Annotated in this window: 12 protein-coding genes and 1 pseudogene; 7 read left to right on the plus strand and 6 right to left on the minus strand. The window is 72.1% G+C overall.

The window, feature by feature from the left end:
- Position 1 precedes the first annotated feature (1 nt).
- From ACIRF9_RS33080 to fdhD, 3 genes are read left to right on the plus strand one after another with little or no spacing between them, the layout of a single operon-like run.
- Positions 2–1,825, plus strand: a complete 1,824-nt coding sequence (locus ACIRF9_RS33080; RefSeq protein WP_403829677.1) for an NADH-ubiquinone oxidoreductase-F iron-sulfur binding region domain-containing protein — start codon at positions 2–4, stop codon at positions 1,823–1,825.
- Positions 1,822–2,682 carry a 2Fe-2S iron-sulfur cluster-binding protein gene (locus tag ACIRF9_RS33085; RefSeq protein WP_403829680.1) on the plus strand — a complete coding sequence of 287 codons (861 nt, stop codon included), beginning with the start codon at positions 1,822–1,824 and terminating at the stop codon, positions 2,680–2,682. Before ACIRF9_RS33080 ends, ACIRF9_RS33085 begins: the two co-directional genes overlap by 4 nt.
- A 7-nt stretch (positions 2,683–2,689) precedes the next feature.
- Positions 2,690–3,538, plus strand: a complete 849-nt coding sequence (gene fdhD, locus ACIRF9_RS33090) for a formate dehydrogenase accessory sulfurtransferase FdhD (protein WP_403829683.1) — start codon at positions 2,690–2,692, stop codon at positions 3,536–3,538.
- A gap of 73 nt (positions 3,539–3,611) precedes the next feature.
- On the opposite strand, the gene ACIRF9_RS33095 is transcribed toward fdhD, so the two are convergent.
- The 3 genes and pseudogenes from ACIRF9_RS33095 to ACIRF9_RS33105 form a co-directional block, all read right to left on the minus strand.
- Complete coding sequence (locus tag ACIRF9_RS33095) at positions 3,612–4,139, minus strand: isochorismatase family protein (RefSeq protein ID WP_403829686.1); 528 nt, start codon at positions 4,137–4,139, stop codon at positions 3,612–3,614.
- A gap of 16 nt (positions 4,140–4,155) precedes the next feature.
- Positions 4,156–4,341, minus strand: a pseudogene (locus ACIRF9_RS33100) (MarR family transcriptional regulator); the annotation flags it as partial.
- A gap of 147 nt (positions 4,342–4,488) precedes the next feature.
- On the minus strand, positions 4,489–5,478 hold the full coding sequence (locus ACIRF9_RS33105) for a bile acid:sodium symporter family protein (protein WP_403829950.1): 990 nt from the start codon (positions 5,476–5,478) through the stop codon (positions 4,489–4,491).
- Between the two features lie 166 nt (positions 5,479–5,644).
- Between ACIRF9_RS33105 and ACIRF9_RS33110 the strand changes: the two genes are divergently transcribed.
- A complete protein-coding gene (locus ACIRF9_RS33110; protein WP_403829689.1) occupies positions 5,645–6,565 on the plus strand; it encodes a LysR substrate-binding domain-containing protein in 921 nt (306 codons plus the stop codon).
- A 189-nt stretch (positions 6,566–6,754) separates the two neighbouring features.
- On the opposite strand, the gene ACIRF9_RS33115 is transcribed toward ACIRF9_RS33110, so the two are convergent.
- Positions 6,755–7,735: an Lrp/AsnC family transcriptional regulator gene (locus ACIRF9_RS33115; protein ID WP_403829692.1), complete on the minus strand. Its 981-nt coding sequence runs from the start codon at positions 7,733–7,735 to the stop codon at positions 6,755–6,757.
- Between the two features lie 156 nt (positions 7,736–7,891).
- On the opposite strand from ACIRF9_RS33115, the gene ACIRF9_RS33120 reads away from it, so the two are divergent.
- The 3 genes from ACIRF9_RS33120 (at position 7,892) to ACIRF9_RS33130 (ending at position 12,503) form a co-directional block, all read left to right on the plus strand.
- The gene (locus ACIRF9_RS33120; protein ID WP_403829695.1) at positions 7,892–9,487 is read left to right on the plus strand and encodes an MFS transporter; all 1,596 of its coding nucleotides are present in this window, start codon (positions 7,892–7,894) and stop codon (positions 9,485–9,487) included.
- 235 nt (positions 9,488–9,722) lie between these two features.
- Positions 9,723–11,549 carry an AMP-dependent synthetase/ligase gene (locus tag ACIRF9_RS33125; RefSeq protein ID WP_403829698.1) on the plus strand — a complete coding sequence of 609 codons (1,827 nt, stop codon included), beginning with the start codon at positions 9,723–9,725 and terminating at the stop codon, positions 11,547–11,549.
- 117 nt (positions 11,550–11,666) lie between these two features.
- On the plus strand, positions 11,667–12,503 hold the full coding sequence (locus ACIRF9_RS33130; protein ID WP_403829700.1) for an aldo/keto reductase: 837 nt from the start codon (positions 11,667–11,669) through the stop codon (positions 12,501–12,503).
- Positions 12,504–12,549: 46 nt separating this feature from the next.
- On the opposite strand, the gene ACIRF9_RS33135 is transcribed toward ACIRF9_RS33130, so the two are convergent.
- Together ACIRF9_RS33135 and ACIRF9_RS33140 are read right to left on the minus strand one after the other, a co-directional pair.
- Positions 12,550–15,240 carry a hypothetical protein gene (locus tag ACIRF9_RS33135; protein WP_403829702.1) on the minus strand — a complete coding sequence of 897 codons (2,691 nt, stop codon included), beginning with the start codon at positions 15,238–15,240 and terminating at the stop codon, positions 12,550–12,552.
- Positions 15,241–15,385: 145 nt separating this feature from the next.
- A complete protein-coding gene (locus ACIRF9_RS33140) occupies positions 15,386–16,207 on the minus strand; it encodes a class I SAM-dependent methyltransferase (protein ID WP_403829952.1) in 822 nt (273 codons plus the stop codon).
- Positions 16,208–16,367: the final 160 nt, after the last annotated feature.

Below are 16,367 nucleotides of genomic sequence, written 5' to 3' on the forward strand. Positions count from 1 at the left end.
CGTGGACCTGCACTTCGGCGACAGCAAGCCGACGGACGACGAACGGGCGGCCGTCGACGCCCTGCTCGGCCCACCGCAGTCGGCGTGGGAGGGCGCCGACCGCACGGACGCCGACCTGAGGTGGGCGCGCGGCGGACGTGAGGCCCGGGACCGCCGCGACCTGCTGCTGCCGGGGCTGCACGCCCTCAACGACCGCGTCGGCTGGATCAGCGAGGGTGGCCTCGACTACCTGTGCCGCCGGCTGACCGTGCCGCCGGCGGAGGCCTACGGCGTCGCCACCTTCTACGCGATGTTCTCGGTCAGGCCCCGCCCGGCGACCGTGCTGCACGTGTGCACGGACCTCGCCTGCGCGGCCGCCGGCGCGGCGGAGCTGTGCGCCGGGGTCGAATCCCGGCTCGGTCCCGGCAGCGGGGTGTCCGTCGAGCGCAGCCCCTGCCTGGGCCTGTGCGAACGCGCCCCGGCCGCCCTCGCGATCAAGGCGGGCGACCCGGTGCGTACGGCGGTGTCGGCACCGGCTGCCGTCGAGGCGGCCGTACTCGCCGCGAGCGCGCCCGACTCGGCGCCCGAGGAGCCGCCGCCGGCGCTGGCGGTCCCGCAGGCCGGCGACCCGTCGCTGACCCTGCTGCGCCGTGTGGGCGTGGTCGACCCGTCGTCGCTGGACGACTACCGGGCGCACGGCGGCTACGCGGCCCTGCGCCGGGCCTTCTCGCTGGGCCCGGCCGGGGTCATCCGCGAGGTCACCGACTCCGGTCTGGTCGGGCGCGGTGGGGCCGCCTTCCCCACGGGGCGCAAGTGGCAGGCGACGGCGTCCCAGCCGGACCGTCCGCACTACCTGGTGTGCAACGCCGACGAGTCCGAGCCGGGCACCTTCAAGGACCGGGTGATCATGGAGGGCGACCCGTACGCGCTGGTGGAGGCGATGACGGTCGCGGCGTATGCGATCGGCGCGCATACGGGATACATCTATCTGCGCGGCGAATACCCGCGGGCGATACACCGTATGCAATATGCCGTCGACCAGGCGCGCGCCCGCGGCCTCCTCGGCGACGACATCCTCGGCCAGGGCTACGCCTTCGACATAGAGATCCGGCGAGGCGCGGGCGCGTACATCTGCGGCGAGGAGACCGCCCTGTTCAACTCGATCGAGGGCTACCGGGGCGAGCCGCGGGCGAAGCCGCCGTTCCCCGTGGAGAAGGGCCTGTTCGGCAAACCGACGGTCGAGAACAACGTGGAGACCCTCGTCAACGTCCTGCCGATCCTGACGACGGGCGCGCCCGCGTACGCGGCCATCGGCACGGCGAAGTCGACCGGCCCCAAGCTGTACTGCGTGTCGGGCAGCGTCGAACGCCCCGGCGTGTACGAGCTGCCGTTCGGCGTGACGCTGGGCGAGCTGCTGGAACGCGCGGGCGTGCGGCCGGGCCTGCGGGCCGTGCTGCTCGGCGGCGCGGCCGGCGGCTTCGTACGACCCGACGAGCTCGGGATCCCCCTCACCTTCGAGGGCACCCGCGAGGCGGGCACGACCCTCGGCTCCGGTGTCGTCATGGCCTTCGACGACACGGTGCCGCTCCCCCGTCTCCTGCTGCGCATCGCCGAGTTCTTCCGCGACGAGTCCTGCGGGCAGTGCGTGCCGTGCCGGGTGGGGACCGTGCGCCAGGAGGAGGCGCTGCACCGGATCGCCGACCGCACGGGCGCGGCGGCGGCCGACGACATCGCCCTGCTCAGAGAGGTCGGCCGGGCCATGCGGGACGCCTCGATCTGCGGCCTGGGGCAGACCGCGTGGAACGCCGTGGAATCCGCCATCGACCGTCTGGGGGCGTACGAATGACCGTGACACCGCTGGGGATCCCGCGCCGGCTGCTGGAGTTCACGATCGACGGGGAGTCCGCCCGGGTCCCCGAGGGGGCGACCATCCTCGACGCGTGCCGGGCGGCCGGGAAGGACATCCCGACCCTCTGCCAGGGCGACACGCTGCGGCCGAAGAACGCCTGCCGGGTGTGCGTGGTCGAGGTGGAGGGCTCGCGCACGCTCGTCCCCGCCTGCTCCCGCAGGGCCGAGCCGGGCATGGTGGTCCACACGGACACGGAACGCGCCCGGCACAGCCGCAAGATCGTCCTGGAGCTGCTCGCCTCCTCGGTCGACCTGTCCACGACACCGATGGTTGCGGAATGGGTCAAAGAGTACGAGGCGAAGCCGGACCGTTTCGGCCCGGACGCTGTCCGGCTCAACGAACAACCGAAGATCGACAACGATCTCTACGTCCGCGACTACGACAAGTGCATCCTCTGCTACAAGTGCGTCGACGCCTGCGGTGACCAGTGGCAGAACACCTTCGCGATCTCCGTGACGGGTCGCGGTTTCGACGCCCGGATCGCCGTGGAGCACGACGCCCCGCTGACCGACTCGGCGTGCGTGTACTGCGGGAACTGCATCGAGGTGTGTCCGACGGGGGCGCTGTCCTTCAAGTCGGAGTTCGACCGGCGGGAGGCCGGCACCTGGGACGAAGCGGCACAGACACGGACGACGACGGTGTGCGCGTACTGCGGAGTGGGCTGCAACCTGACCCTGCACGTGCAGGACAATGAGATCGTGAAGGTCACCTCACCGCACGACAACCCGGTGACCCACGGCAATCTCTGCATCAAGGGCCGCTTCGGCTACCAGCACGTACAGAACCGGGGCTGATCATCACATGGGACGAGTCACCGAACGACGCAAGGTGCTCCGCATACGCGACGGAGCGGTCTCCACCCGGCCGGACACCCTCGTCGCCGAGGAGCCGATGGAGATCAGGCTCAACGGCAAGCCGCTCGCCGTCACCATGCGCACGCCCGGTGACGACTTCGCGCTGGCTGCCGGTTTCCTGGTCAGCGAGGGTGTCCTGGCCGCCGTATCCGATCTGCAGAACATCGTCTACTGCGCGGGGGCGACCGCCGACGGCTCCAACACGTACAACGTGGTGGACGTGAAGACGGCCCCCGGCGTGACGATCCCCGACATCACCCTCGAGCGGAACGTCTACACCACCTCCTCCTGCGGCCTGTGCGGCAAGGCCAGCCTGGACGCGGTCCGTACGACGACCCGCTGGCCCATCGCCGACACTCCCCCGGTCCGCGTCGACCCCGAGCTGCTCGCGAGCCTCCCCGACCGGCTGCGCGCGGCCCAGCGGGTCTTCGACCGGACCGGGGGCCTGCACGCGGCGGCCCTGTTCTCCGAGGACGGCGAACTGGTCGACGTACGGGAGGACGTGGGCCGGCACAACGCGGTCGACAAGCTGGTCGGCCGCGCCCTGCAGAACGGCGACCTGCCCCTGTCCCGCACGATCCTGCTGGTGTCGGGGCGGGCCTCCTTCGAGCTGGCGCAGAAGGCCGTGATGGCGGGCATCCCGGTTCTCGCGGCGGTGTCGGCGCCCTCCTCGCTCGCGGTGGACCTGGCCGCGGAGACGGGACTGACGCTGGTGGGCTTCCTGCGGGGCAGCTCCATGAACGTGTACGCGGGTGAGGACCGCATCGCCCTGCGGACCGCGGCCGCCCGGGGGTGACCCGGTTTCCCCGCGGCACGGCGGCGGGGCCCCGACCGGCGGGGAGCGCCCCCTGCGCCGCAGGGGCCCCGCCTCAGCCCGCCGCCAGGCGCACCTGCGCCGCCCGCACGACCGTGCCCAGGCGCGGGAAGTCCAGTTTCACCGACGCCTCGTGCTCGGCCTCGGTGAACGCGGCCATGGCATCCTCGACGAAGACGAGGTCGTAGCCGAGGTCGCCGGCGGCGCGGGCGGTGGACTCGACGCCGAGGTTGGTGGCGATGCCGCCGAACACGACGGTCGTCACACCGTGGCCGCGCAGCCGCTCGTCCAGGCCGGTGCCCTGGAAGGCGCCGATCGTGCGCTTCACGATCTCCACGTCGCCGTCCCGGAGCAGCCCGTGCACGAGTCCGCCGCCGGGCGGCTGCTCGGCGACGCCGGGGCGTTCGACGCGGACGAGGACGACGAGCGCGCCGGCCGCGCGGAACGCGTCCGCCAACTCCTCGGCGACGGACAGCACTTCGGTGCCCTTGCGGGGTTCCAGCGGCAGGGCGACGATCCGGTCCATCAGGTCGACGAGGACGAGGGCGGTGCGCGCGGGGGCGAGCGTGAGGGGTGCGGTCATGACGGAACGTTATCGGTCATGAGCCGTCCGTACCGGAAATCCGGATCAACAGGCCCATGAACCTGTCACGTTCGGCGGCGGAGAGCGGAGCGAGGAGGGCGTCGTTCGGATCCGGTTCACGGACGGCGAGGCCTGCGGACGGCAGATCGTTGAGGATGCCCACCAGGTCCTTAGGGTCCCGGCCGAGGTCGGCCTGGGCGAGAAAGGTGGTACTGGTTCCTTGATCCTGATGCCTTGATCCGGTCGCCGGAATCCGCGACTCGGTCGACGACCGACCGTACATTGCATACCGTCGCACGCACTCGGTCGACACCCGCCCCCACCGCACACCCGGGCGTCGACAGTGGCCTCACACCACCGCCGATGCCCTCTCCGTGACGACGTCCCCCGACTCCTCCAGCGGATCCCGCGCCCGCCGCTTGGCGATCACCGCGCAGACCATCAGCTGCATCTGGTGGAACAGCATCAGGGGCAGGACGGCCAGGGAGGCGTGCGCGCCGAACAGGACGCTCGCCATGGGCAGTCCGGAGGCGAGGGACTTCTTGGAGCCCGCGAACTGGATGGCGATCCGGTCCTCGCGGTTGAACCGCAGCGCCTTGCCGCCGTACCAGGTCAGGGCGAGCATCACCGCGAGCAGGACGCCCTCGACGACGAGCAGGCCACCGAGCCGCACGGCGCTGACTTGGTGCCAGATGCCCTGGACCATGCCCTCGCTGAACGCGGTGTAGACGACGAGGAGGATCGAGCCGCGGTCGACCAGCCCCAGCACCTTCTTGTGCCGGGTGACGAACCCGCCGATCCAGCGGCGCAGCACCTGCCCGGCGATGAACGGCACCAGCAGCTGCAGCACGATCTCCACGAGCGAGTCGGCCGAGAAGCCGCCCCCGCTGCTGCCCAGCAGAGCGGCCGCCAGCAGCGGGGTGACGACGATGCCCACCAGGGAGGAGAAGGAACCCGCGCAGATCGCGGCGGGAACGTTTCCGCGGGCGATCGAGGTGAAGGCGATCGACGACTGGATGGTCGACGGGACGAGGGTGAGGAAGAGCAGGCCCTGGTAGAGCGGCTGGGTGAGGAACACCGGCACGAGTCCGCGGGCGGCCAGGCCGAGCAGCGGGAAGAGGACGAAGGTGCAGACGACGACGGTGACGTGGAGCCGCCAGTGCCGCAGGCCGTCCAGTGCCTCACGGGTGGAGAGGCGGGTGCCGTACAGGAAGAAGAGGAAGGCGATCGCGGCCGTGGAGGCGCCGGAGGCAACGTCGGCGGCGGTTTCGCGGGCCGGGAACAGTGCCGCGAGCCCGACCGTCCCGAGCAACAGCAGGATGTAGGGGTCGACCGGCATCCAACTCGGCCACTGCAGGCGTTTCACGGTGCTCCACGTACGTTCGATGAGAGTGCGTCGGGGCCGGAGGGCCCCTCTCCATCGTCCTCTTCCGTCCCGTGATCGGGAATCCGTCATACCGCTCTGACTGTGATCGCGGTATGCGATAAGCGGTACGGTGTCGACTGTGTACGATCCCTCCCACCTGCGGACCTTCCTCGCGGTCGCCCAGACGCTGAGCTTCACGCAGGCCGCACGGCGTCTCGGGCTGCGTCAGTCCACCGTCAGCCAGCACGTACGGCGACTGGAGGACGCCACCGGGCGGGCACTGTTCACCCGGGACACCCACTCCGTGGAACTCACCGAGGACGGCGAGGCGATGCTCGGCTTCGCGCGCCGAATCCTGGAGGCGCACGAGCAGGCAAGCGCTTTCTTCGCCGGCACCCGGCTGCGCGGCAGGCTGCGCTTCGGCGCCTCCGAGGACTTCGTCCTGACCCGGCTGCCCGAGATCCTGGAGGGCTTCCGGTACGACCATCCCGAGGTCGACCTGGAGCTGACGGTGGAACTGTCGGGCACGCTCCACGAGCACCTGGCCGCCGGAAGACTCGACCTGGTGCTCGCCAAACGGCGCCCCGAGGACCCGCGCGGCGAACTGGTCTGGCACGACGAACTGGTGTGGATCGGCGCCGAACGACTGCGCCTCGACCCCGAGCGTCCGGTACCACTGATCGTCTTCCCGCCGCCGGGCATCACCCGCGCGCTCGCCCTGGAGGCACTGGAGCGGCAGGGGCGGGCGTGGCGGATCGTGTGCACGAGCGGCAGCCTCAACGGGCTGATCGCGGCGGCCCGGGCCGGCCTCGGCGTGATGGCACACTCGCGGGGCCTCATCCCGCCGGGCCTGGTGCGCGTCCCGGACCGAGCGGGGCTGCCGGAACTGGGCCGGGTGGACTTCGTCCTGGTCCACGGGCGGCGGCGCACGGAGGCCCAGGGCGCGGCGGACGCCCTGGCGGCGGCGATCCTGGCGGGCGGGGACCGACTGCAGCGCCGACCGGTGGCGGGGCCCGGCCGGCGGGGTGGCTCACGGGGTGGTGGGGACGGCGGCGACTGAGGCAGCCCGAGGGTGCATACGACGCACCGCATAGTGCATACCGCGTGCGACCGACGGTGTACCGAACACCGTAGACGGCACCCCACATACCGCGGACAGCGGACAGCGGACAGCGGACAGCGGACAGCGGACAGCGGACAGCGGACAGCGGATTGCATACCGCATCCCGTCCACCGCCCACGCCCTCTCTCACCGCCCACCCTCCTGATAGGTCAACTGCTTCACCCTCCGCAAAAACGGCGTGGCCTCCACGTGCTGCACCCCCTCCAACCGCCCCAGCGCCCCGCTCAGGTACGCGTACAGCCCGGCCGTGTCCCGGACGACCGCGGTGACGACGATGTGGGAGGGTCCGGCCGTGGCGGAGGCGAAGGCGATCTCGTCGTGGGTGGCGAGGGCCTCGCCGACCGTGTGCAGCGCGGAGGGTGTCGTGGTGATCCACAGGACGGCGGCGACGCCGTATCCGAAGGCCTCGGAGTGGTATTCGACGTCGATGTAGACCGCGCCGGAGGCGAGCAGGGCGGCGAGGCGGCGTTTGACGGCGGACTCGGAGCGGCCGGTGGCGCGCTGGAGTTCGGGGTAGCCGGCGCGGCCGTCGCGTTCGAGGACGGCGAGGAGGGCCTCGTCCTCGGGGTCGATGCGGGCCGGGCCCGGGGTCGTCTCGTGGCGAGGGGTCAGGGCGGCGGTCTGCTCGTCGTCGAGGGCGCGGAACTTGCGCATCCAGCCGGTGGGGCCGCCGTAGAAGCGGTGGAGGAGTTGCTGGGCGCGGATCTCCACGACACGCGGGGTGCGCGGGAGTTTGCCGAGGAGCAGGTCGTCGTGGTCGCCGGGGTGGCGCGGGCGGGTCATGCAGACGATCTCGGTGCCGCCGGAGGCGAGGCCGATCCAGGCGGTGTCGCGGCGTTTGGCCAGGGCGTCCGCGATGACGGTGGCGCTGTCGGGTACGCAGCGCAGGCGGAGCATCCACTGGTCCTGTCCGAGGCGTTCGGCGTCGCGGACCGCGACGACCCTGAGGCCCGCCTCGGCGCTGAGCCGGCGGAAGCGGCGGGCGACGGTCTGGTCGGAGACGCCGAGGACCGCGCCGATCCGGCTGAAGGGGGCGCGGCCGTCTGCCTCCAGCGCCGACAGCAGTTGCAGGTCCAGTCGGTCGAAGGTGTGGGATTCCATCTCCATCGGCTTCTCCCCCGTCGGATTCCGTCGGACAGCCCCCGTATACCACTGTGATCGTCCGCGATGCGCCCATCGTACGGAGCACACGCATGCATCGCAGGCAAGCGCAGACATGCATCGGACAGGGATCGGACCGATCACCGGACAGGGAGTGGAGAGATGCGCGGATGGGGGCCGCTGACGGCGGTGTGTCTGGGCACGTTCATGTTGTTGCTGGACGTGACGATCGTGGTGGTGACGCTGCCGGACATGGCGGGGGCGCTGGACGCCTCGCTGAGTGATCTGCAGTGGGTGGTGGACGGGTACGCGCTGGCGCTGGCGGCTCTGCTGCTGGGCGCGGGGGCGGCGGCCGACATTCTGGGGCGGCGGCGGGTGCATGTGGCGGGGGTGGTGCTGTTCGCGGCGGCGTCCCTGCTGTGCGGGCTGGCGTCGGGGCCGGGGACCCTGGTCGCCGCCCGGGCCGTGCAGGGGGTCGGGGCGGCCGCGATGTTCGCGACGACGCTGCCGCTGCTGGGCTCGGTGTACCAGGGGCGGCGGCGGTCGGCGGCGCTCGGGGTGTGGGGCGCGGTGAGCGGCGGGGCCGCGGCGGTCGGGCCGGTCCTGGGCGGGCTGCTGGCTCAGGGGCCCGGCTGGCGGTGGATCTTCTTCGTGAACCTGCCGGTGAGTGTGGCCGCGGTGTGGCTGACACTGAGGGCGGTTCCCGAGTCGAGGGGCCCGCGGGGGATGCGGGTCGACTGGGCGGGTACGGCGGCGTTCGCGGGGTTCGCGGGCGGGACGACGTACGCCGTCGTACGGGCCGGGGAGGACGGCTGGACGGCGCCGGCGACGCTCACCTCCTTCGCGGCGGCCGCGCTGGCGCTCACGGTGTTCGTGCTGGTGGAGCGGCGGGCGGCGCATCCGCTGCTGGACCTGGCGCTGCTGCGCAGGCCGGCGTTCGTGGGGGTGCTGGCGGGGGCGCTGGCCTTCAACGGGGTGGCGTTCGGGGTGACGCCGTACCTGTCGATCTGGATGCAGACGCTGCTGGGGATGAGCCCGGTGCGCGGTGGGCTGACGCTGCTGCCGATGACGGTGGCGGCCATGGTCACGGCGGTCGTGGTGGGCAGGCGGTTCCACGGTGTTCCCGCGCGGCTGACCATCGGGGGCGGGCTGCTGCTGATCGGCGCGGGGTGCTTCGCCCAGGCGGTGCTGGGGGCGGGCTCGGACTGGACGGCGCTGGTGCCGGGGTTCGTGCTGGTCGGTGTGGGGACCGGTTTCGTGTCGCCGACCGTGGCGGGGGCGGCGCTGGCCTCGGTGGAGCCGGCGCGGCACGGGATGGCGGGCGGCGCGGTGAACACCGTACGGCAGCTGGGGTACGCGCTCGGGGTCGCGGTCTTCGGCACCGTACTGACGTCCCGGATGGCGGACGATCTCCCGCACGGGACGGCGCACGCGCTGGCCGGCGGCGGCGCGGCGGCCCTGCGGGGCGTCGTGCCCGAGCACACCCTGCACGCCGCGTTCGCCGCCGGGCTCGACAGGGCACTGGTGACGGCGGGCTGCGCGGGGCTGGTCGCCGGTGTCCTGGTGCTCGCCCTGGTCCGGGCGCCGCGTGCGGCCGCTGCCGCTGCCGCCACCGGGGAAAGCACGGCCGCGACCGGAGAAAGCAGGACCGGCGCCGGAGAAAGCAGGGCCGGCGCCGGAGAAAGCACGGCCCCCGCCGGAGTAACGGAATCCGCCGTTCCCACGCTGAGCGAGGAGAAGACGGCGCGCCGTCCGTGACCTCGCGGGGAGGGGGCGGGCGGCGTAAGCGGGACGGGCAGATTCGGTGGAGATTACGGCACCGAACCTTACTCAACCGTCAGTTTTGTGTCCGACCCTTCCCCATGTGAGCCCATTTTCCGGCACTGACCAGCCCAGACGAGAGCATCGCTCGCTTTCCGACCCCCTCCCGCCCCGTGCGGAGGTGGGGTAGCTTTCACGGCGCTGTGCGGCCATGAGAAGCGGGGTGCGGGGTTTGCGCGAGTTCACCAACCCTCCGTTGGCGTTGGCACCGCCGGTCGGCGGTCTGGCCGACGTCGTCTTCCGGCACGCTCAGGAGGACCCGCTGTACGTGGCGCTCGGCCGCAAGGACGAGCACGGCGAGTGGCGGGACGTGACCGCCGCCGAGTTCCGTGACGAGGTCCTCACGCTCGCCAAGGGCCTCCTCGCGCAGGGCGTCCGCTTCGGCGACCGGGTCGCGATCATGTCCCGCACCCGCTACGAGTGGACTCTGTTCGACTTCGCGCTGTGGACGATCGGCGCGCACGTGGTGCCGATCTACCCGACCTCGTCCGCCGAGCAGTGCTTCTGGATGCTGTACGACGCCGAGTGCACGGCCGCGGTCGTGGAGCACGAGGACCACGCGATGACGATCGCCACCGTCATCGACCGGCTCCCGCGGCTGCGGCAGCTGTGGCAGCTGGACGAGGGCTGCGTGCAGGAGCTGTACGACGCCGGCGCCTCGGTCGAGGACGACGTGGTGCACCGGCACCGGGAGGCGGTCACCCCCGACTCGATCGCCACGATCATCTACACCTCGGGCACGACGGGCCGCCCCAAGGGCTGTGTGATCTCGCACGGCAACTTCATGTTCGAGGCGGACACCGTCATCGAGCGCTGGGAGCCGGTGTTCCACTCCAAGAAGGGCGACGAGGCGGCGACCCTGCTGTTCCTGCCGCTCGCGCATGTCTTCGGGCGGATGGTGCAGATCGCCGCGATCCGCGGCAGGGTCCGCTTCGGCCACCAGCCGCAGCTGCACGCGGCCGCCCTGCTGCCGGACCTCGCCGCGTTCCGGCCGACGTTCTTCCTGGCCGTGCCGTACATCTTCGAGAAGGTGTTCAACGCGGCCCGCCGCAAGGCGGAGCGGGAGGGGAAGTCCGGCCCGTTCGAGAAGGCGATCGAGGTCGCCGTCGCCTATGCCGAGGCGGTGGAGGCGAAGGCGTGGGGCGTCGGGCCCGGCCCGTCGGCGGGGCTGCGGATGCAGCACCAGTTCTTCGACAAGGTCGTCTACGCGAAACTGCGCGGGGCGATGGGCGGCCGGGTGCGGCACGCCATGTCGGGCGGCTCGGCGATGGACCGCAGGCTGGGGCTGTTCTTCGCGGGCGCGGGCGTACAGATCTACGAGGGCTACGGCCTGACCGAGTCGACGGCGGCCGCGACCGCCAACCCGCCCGGCCGCACCCGCTACGGCACCGTGGGGCAGCCCATTCCCGGGATGACCGTCCACATCGCGGACGACGGCGAGATCTGGCTGCGCGGCGACAACGTGTTCCAGGGGTACCTCAACAACCCCAAGGCCACCGACGAGACCCTGCACGACGGCTGGCTGGCCACCGGTGACCTGGGCTCCCTCGACGAGGACGGCTACCTCACCATCACCGGCCGCAAGAAGGAGATCCTCGTCACCTCGGGCGGCAAGAGCGTCTCGCCGGGGCTGCTGGAGGAGCGGGTGCGCGACCATCCGCTGGTCAACCAGTGCATCGTCGTCGGCAACGACCGGCCGTTCGTCGCCGCCCTCGTCACCCTCGACCAGGAGGCGATCGAGCACTGGCTGCAGATGCGCGGCAAGCCGCAGATGAGCCCCGCCGAGCTGGTGCGCGACCCGGATCTGGAGGCGGAGGTGCGCCGCGCCGTCGTGGCGGCGAACACACTGGTCTCGCAGGCCGAGTCCATCCGCACCTTCCGCATCCTGGCCCAGCCGTTCACCGAGGAGCACGGCCTGCTCACCCCGTCGCTGAAGCTGAAGCGCAAGGCGATCGAGAACGCGTACGCGAACGAAGTGGACGCCCTGTACAGGACGTAGCGCCGTACCGCAGGTGAGGCTTTGGGGTACGAATTCAGGGGTCAGGAATGCATCACGGCCTGTGATCGTTGACGATGGGAAGACCACTTTGACGGACAACCGAAGGATCGAGAGCTCGTGAGCAGCAAGGTCCCCCCGATCATCCTCAACAACGGCGTCGAGATGCCCCAGCTGGGCTTCGGCGTCTGGCAGGTGCCGGACGACGAGGCCGAGCGGGCGGTCGCCACCGCGCTGGAGGCCGGGTACCGCAGCATCGACACAGCGGCGATCTACGGCAACGAGAAGGGCACCGGCAAGGCCATCGCCGCGGCGGGCCTGCCCCGCGAGGACATCTTCGTCACCACCAAGCTCTGGAACGCCGACCAGGGGTACGACGCGACACTGCGCGCGTTCGACACCTCGCTGGAGAAGCTGGGCCTGGACCACGTCGACCTGTACCTCATCCACTGGCCGCTGCCGGCCCGGAACAAGTACGTCGACACGTACAAGGCGTTCGAGAAGCTGTACGCCGACGGCCGGATCAAGGCGATCGGCGTCTCCAACTTCCTCCCGGAACACCTCGAGCGGCTGATCGAGCAGACGTCGGTCATCCCGGCGGTCAACCAGATCGAGCTGCACCCGCATCTGCAGCAGCACGCCGCCCGTGAGTTCCACGCGGAGCAGGGCATCGCCACCGAGGCCTGGTCGCCGCTGGGTCAGGGCAAGGGCCTGCTGGAGGTCCCGGCGATCGTGGCCATCGCCCAGAAGCACAACCGCACCCCCGCCCAGGTCGTGCTGCGCTGGCACCTCCAGCTCGGCAACGTGGTGATCCCGAAGTCGGTGACGCCGTCGCGGATCGCGGAGAACATCGAGGTGTTCGACTTCAGCCTGGACACCGAGGACCTGGCGGCGATCAGCGCGCTCAACGAGGACCGCCGGATCGGCCCCGACCCTGCGACGTTCGACATGGGCTGAGCCCGGGGTTCCCGTCGCGTACGAACGCAGAGGGCGTGGCCGCCGGTCACGCCCTCTCCCGCCACAACTGGGCCTCGGCGGCGGACGCTGCGGAGCCGTCGGACGACTCGGAGACGACGATCACGGGAGCGAGCGCGGGCAGGACCGAGGGGCCGGCCGGTCGGGCGCCGTCGGCGATGCGGTCGTTGACGCACTCGTCGAACGCCGGGTCCGCGAAGTAGTCCGAGTGGCCCTTGGGAGGCTGGTAACAGGTGTCGCCGGGCCGTTTGCAGAAGGACTCGGGGTCCAGCAGCTGCAGGTCCACGGCCGCGGGAGGCGTGCCCGGCGGCAGCGGGTCGACATCGCCCACGACCCAGCCGCCGGTGGGGTCGCCGGCGCGGTACAGGTTGTGCCAGCGGGTGCCGTCGGCGACGGCCGGCTCCTTCCTCGGCGCCGGAAGCCTCTCGCCCCGGTTCGCGAGGATCTGGCCGAGCCGGTCCACCGAGTGGGCGTTGAAGTACGCCGGGAAGAACCGCGCGTACAGCCGCGTCAGCGGACAGCCGTACGTCAGGAATCCCGTGCGTGCGCTCGCGGCGGTGCCGGCCTGCAGCAGCACGGCCGCACCGATCACCGAGCCCTGCGAGTGGCAGGACAGCAGCACCCGGCCGCCCTCGCTTCCGTGCTCCCCGTCGCTCCCGTGCTCCCCGTCGCTGTCGGCGGCCGGGGCGTCCTCGGCCTGCCGGGCCGTGCCGGTGAGGTACTCCAGGCGGGTCAGCAGATCGGGCACGGTCCGCTCGGCGTAGCAGGGCGGGGCGAAGGGATGGGTGGCGCGCGGCCAGAAGGTGCCGACGTCCCAGAGGATGCCGACCGTGCGCCGGAACCGTTCGCTGCGGTAGGCCTGTCGGCCGGCCCACAGCAGCCCGGCGACCAGACCGGTCAGGACGAGGTTGGCGACGGTGGTCAGCCAGCGCGGTCCGTCCGTGACCAGCCGGGTGCCCAGGGCCAGGTCCAGGGCGACACCGGCGGCCCCGATCAGGGCGGCCGCGCACAGCAGCAGACCGAGTCCGCTCTGGGCGGCGGTGTCCAGCCCCTGGGCACGGGCCCACGCCTCGGCGATCTGTTCACGACGCCCCTGCGAAGGGTCCTTCGCCAGGTCGCCGGGGGGATAGAGCTCCTCGACGCGCGTCAGATACCGCTTGCGGCTGAGGCGGATGGTCAGCCAGGCGCGGGCGGCGAGGAGCAGGGCCACGACGACGAGGGCGAGCGCGCAGACCGAGGCCCAGAAGTAGACGGTGGACACGACCAGCGGGTACTGGCCGCCCTCCGTCGGGTGTCCGGGCACCGTGGGCGCACCCAGGATCTCCGCCACGCGGAGCGTGACCCCTGCCGCGAGGGCCGTCGCCAGCAGGGTGGCGAGCAGCGCGACTCCGGCCATGGCCAGGCCACCCCAAGCCTGGCGCGGGAAGCGCGGGTTGCCGAAGGCCTCGGCCGGGCTGCGCGGCACCTTCGCCGTGCCGCGCACGAGGTGGGAGACGGCCAGGAGGATCAGGAGCGCTCCCTGCGCGACCAGCAGCCGGCGCACCGCGCCGGTCTGCCACGGCAGCGCGTCCGCCGCGGCCGCCGGGTTGCCGTCCGCCGCGCCCCAGCAGGCCACCGCGAGGGCGCCGCCGACGAACAGGCCCACCAGCCACGGCAGATACCGGTAGAAGTCGTTCTCCGTGTTTCCCGGTGGTTCCTGCTCCGCGTTTCCCGGTGGTTCCTGCTCCGCGCTTCCCGGTGGTTCCTGCTCCGAGTTTCCCGGTGGTTCCTGCTCCGCCCCGCCGCCGCGCGTCTGTTCCTCCTTCGCCCCGGGCCGGCCGCGCTCCCGCACCCACGGCACCCAGGCCACGACCAGGGTGAGGGCGAGGAGCAGTGCGAGCAGCAGGACGTTGCGTGCGACGGCCGCCGCCGAGTGCCAGGTGGCGCCCCGACCCAGGGCGGTGAGGTCCGCGCCAGGCAGCAGCGGCGCGAGCAGCAGGACGCCGACGAGGGCCAGGGCGGCGGCGACGTGCAGGGCGCGCAACTGTCGTACGGGACCTCGGCCGTTCCACAACTGGCGGTCCTCCAGCAGCAGTTGGACGTCCGGGCCGCCCGCGATCTGCGGGACCTGCTGGGCCTCCATGGTGGCCCAGGTCCTGCGGGCCGGCCACCACAGCAGCCCGACGAGGGCCAGCGGCACGACCGCCGCTACGGCGAGGTGCCGGCCGGTGGAGTCCAGCCAGCCGTAGTGCAGCCAGTTCAGCCAGAACCCGCCGCCGGAACAGGCCTGTTCGTCGCCCTTGCCGCACTGCCAGGCGACGAGGTCCATCGACACGGAGGTCGCGGCCAGGACGTAGGTGCCGGTGAGGGAGAGCGCGAGGAGCCGCTGGACGGCGTTGCGTTCGGGCACGACCCGGGTACGGCCACGACGGACGCGGTGTCCCGGGTCCATGTAGTAGGCCAGGTTCACGAACATGAAGGGCAGCAGGAGCAGCCACAGCGCACGGGAGTTGTCGCCCGAGGTGAGCCGGCCCCAGGCGTATCCCTCACGACGGAAGGTCCGCCCGTCCCGCGCGCCTGCCGCGGTCTCCCAGACCCGCCGGTAGAAGCCCGCGAGGCGGTCGCCGGCCACCAACGCGACGGCGGGATGGCACAGTTCGGCCTCCGGCGGAGTGCCCGACACTCCATGGACCCTCAACTCGGTCCAGCCGCCGGTGTCCTGACTGACGTAACGGTCCATGACGGCCCCCGTCTCCCCGCACCGGCCGCGTCCGGGATGCCGCGGCCGAGCGGAACCGCACCCCTTCATCGTACCGCCGAGATGTGACCCAGGTCACTACGACGGGAGAGGGGGCGTGTACGGGACGGGAGGTCCGCGCGGGCGGCTAGGCGGGCTTCACCGCCGTGTGCACGGTGTGCGCCGCCAGCACGAACACGTCCGGCCTGCGGTGGACGCCTGCCGGGTCGTCGGGGTCGAGCAGCCGGTCCAGTACGGCGCGGTCCTCGGTGTCCAGGGCGTGGCCGAAGACGTCGTGCAGCCGGGACAGCGACAGGGCGGCATAGGCGCGGGCGCGGTCGGACGCGGGGGCGGGCAGGTCGAGCAGGAAGCTGCGGGTGCGGGTGTGCTTCAGGCCCGCGGAACCGAGCAGCGCCGGCCAGTCCTCGGTCACCTCGACGGAACCGGGCAGGTCGGCCCGCATCCGCGCGAACCACTCCTCCTGCAGCGCGTCGAGCCGCGACTCCAGGCCGGGGCGACCGAGGCCGAGGTCGCGCGGCAGGAACCGGCTGGGCAGGCCGCCCTCCATGATCGCGAGCGTTCCGCCGGGTGCCAGCCGCTCCGCGAAGGCGGCGAGGGCGGCGCGCTGGTCGCCCAGGTGGTGCAGGCTGCGGCCCGCCCACAGCAGGTCTGCCGGGTAGTCCAACTCGTCCAGCACACCGGGGAGTTCACCGGCGAGGATGCCGAAGCGGTCGGCGTACCCGAGCCGGGCGGCGCGCGCCGCGGCCCGGTCCAGGAGCGGCTCGGAGCCGTCGACCGCCAGGACCCGGGCGCCGGGGAAGGTCTCGGCGAACAGACACGAGACGACGCCGGGACCGCTTCCCGCGTCGACGATCAGCCCCGGCTCGGTCACCTCCTTGCCGAGCCAGGCGAGGGCCCGCTCGTACAGGGGCATGAACAGTTCGGCCTGGGCCTCGAGGTGCGGGGCCATCTCGGCCCAGTCGATGTCGGTGTCGTGGCCGTGGCCGTGGCCGTGACCGTGACCGTGCCCTTGGACATGCCCGGGGCCGTGGTCATGCCCCTGACCGTCACCGGAGCCGTGACCGGGTCCGTGGCCGGGTCCGTGGCCGTGGCCGGGTCCGTGTCCCTGG

Source organism: Streptomyces sp. NPDC096132 (assembly GCF_044763345.1).
Taxonomy (GTDB): domain Bacteria; phylum Actinomycetota; class Actinomycetes; order Streptomycetales; family Streptomycetaceae; genus Streptomyces.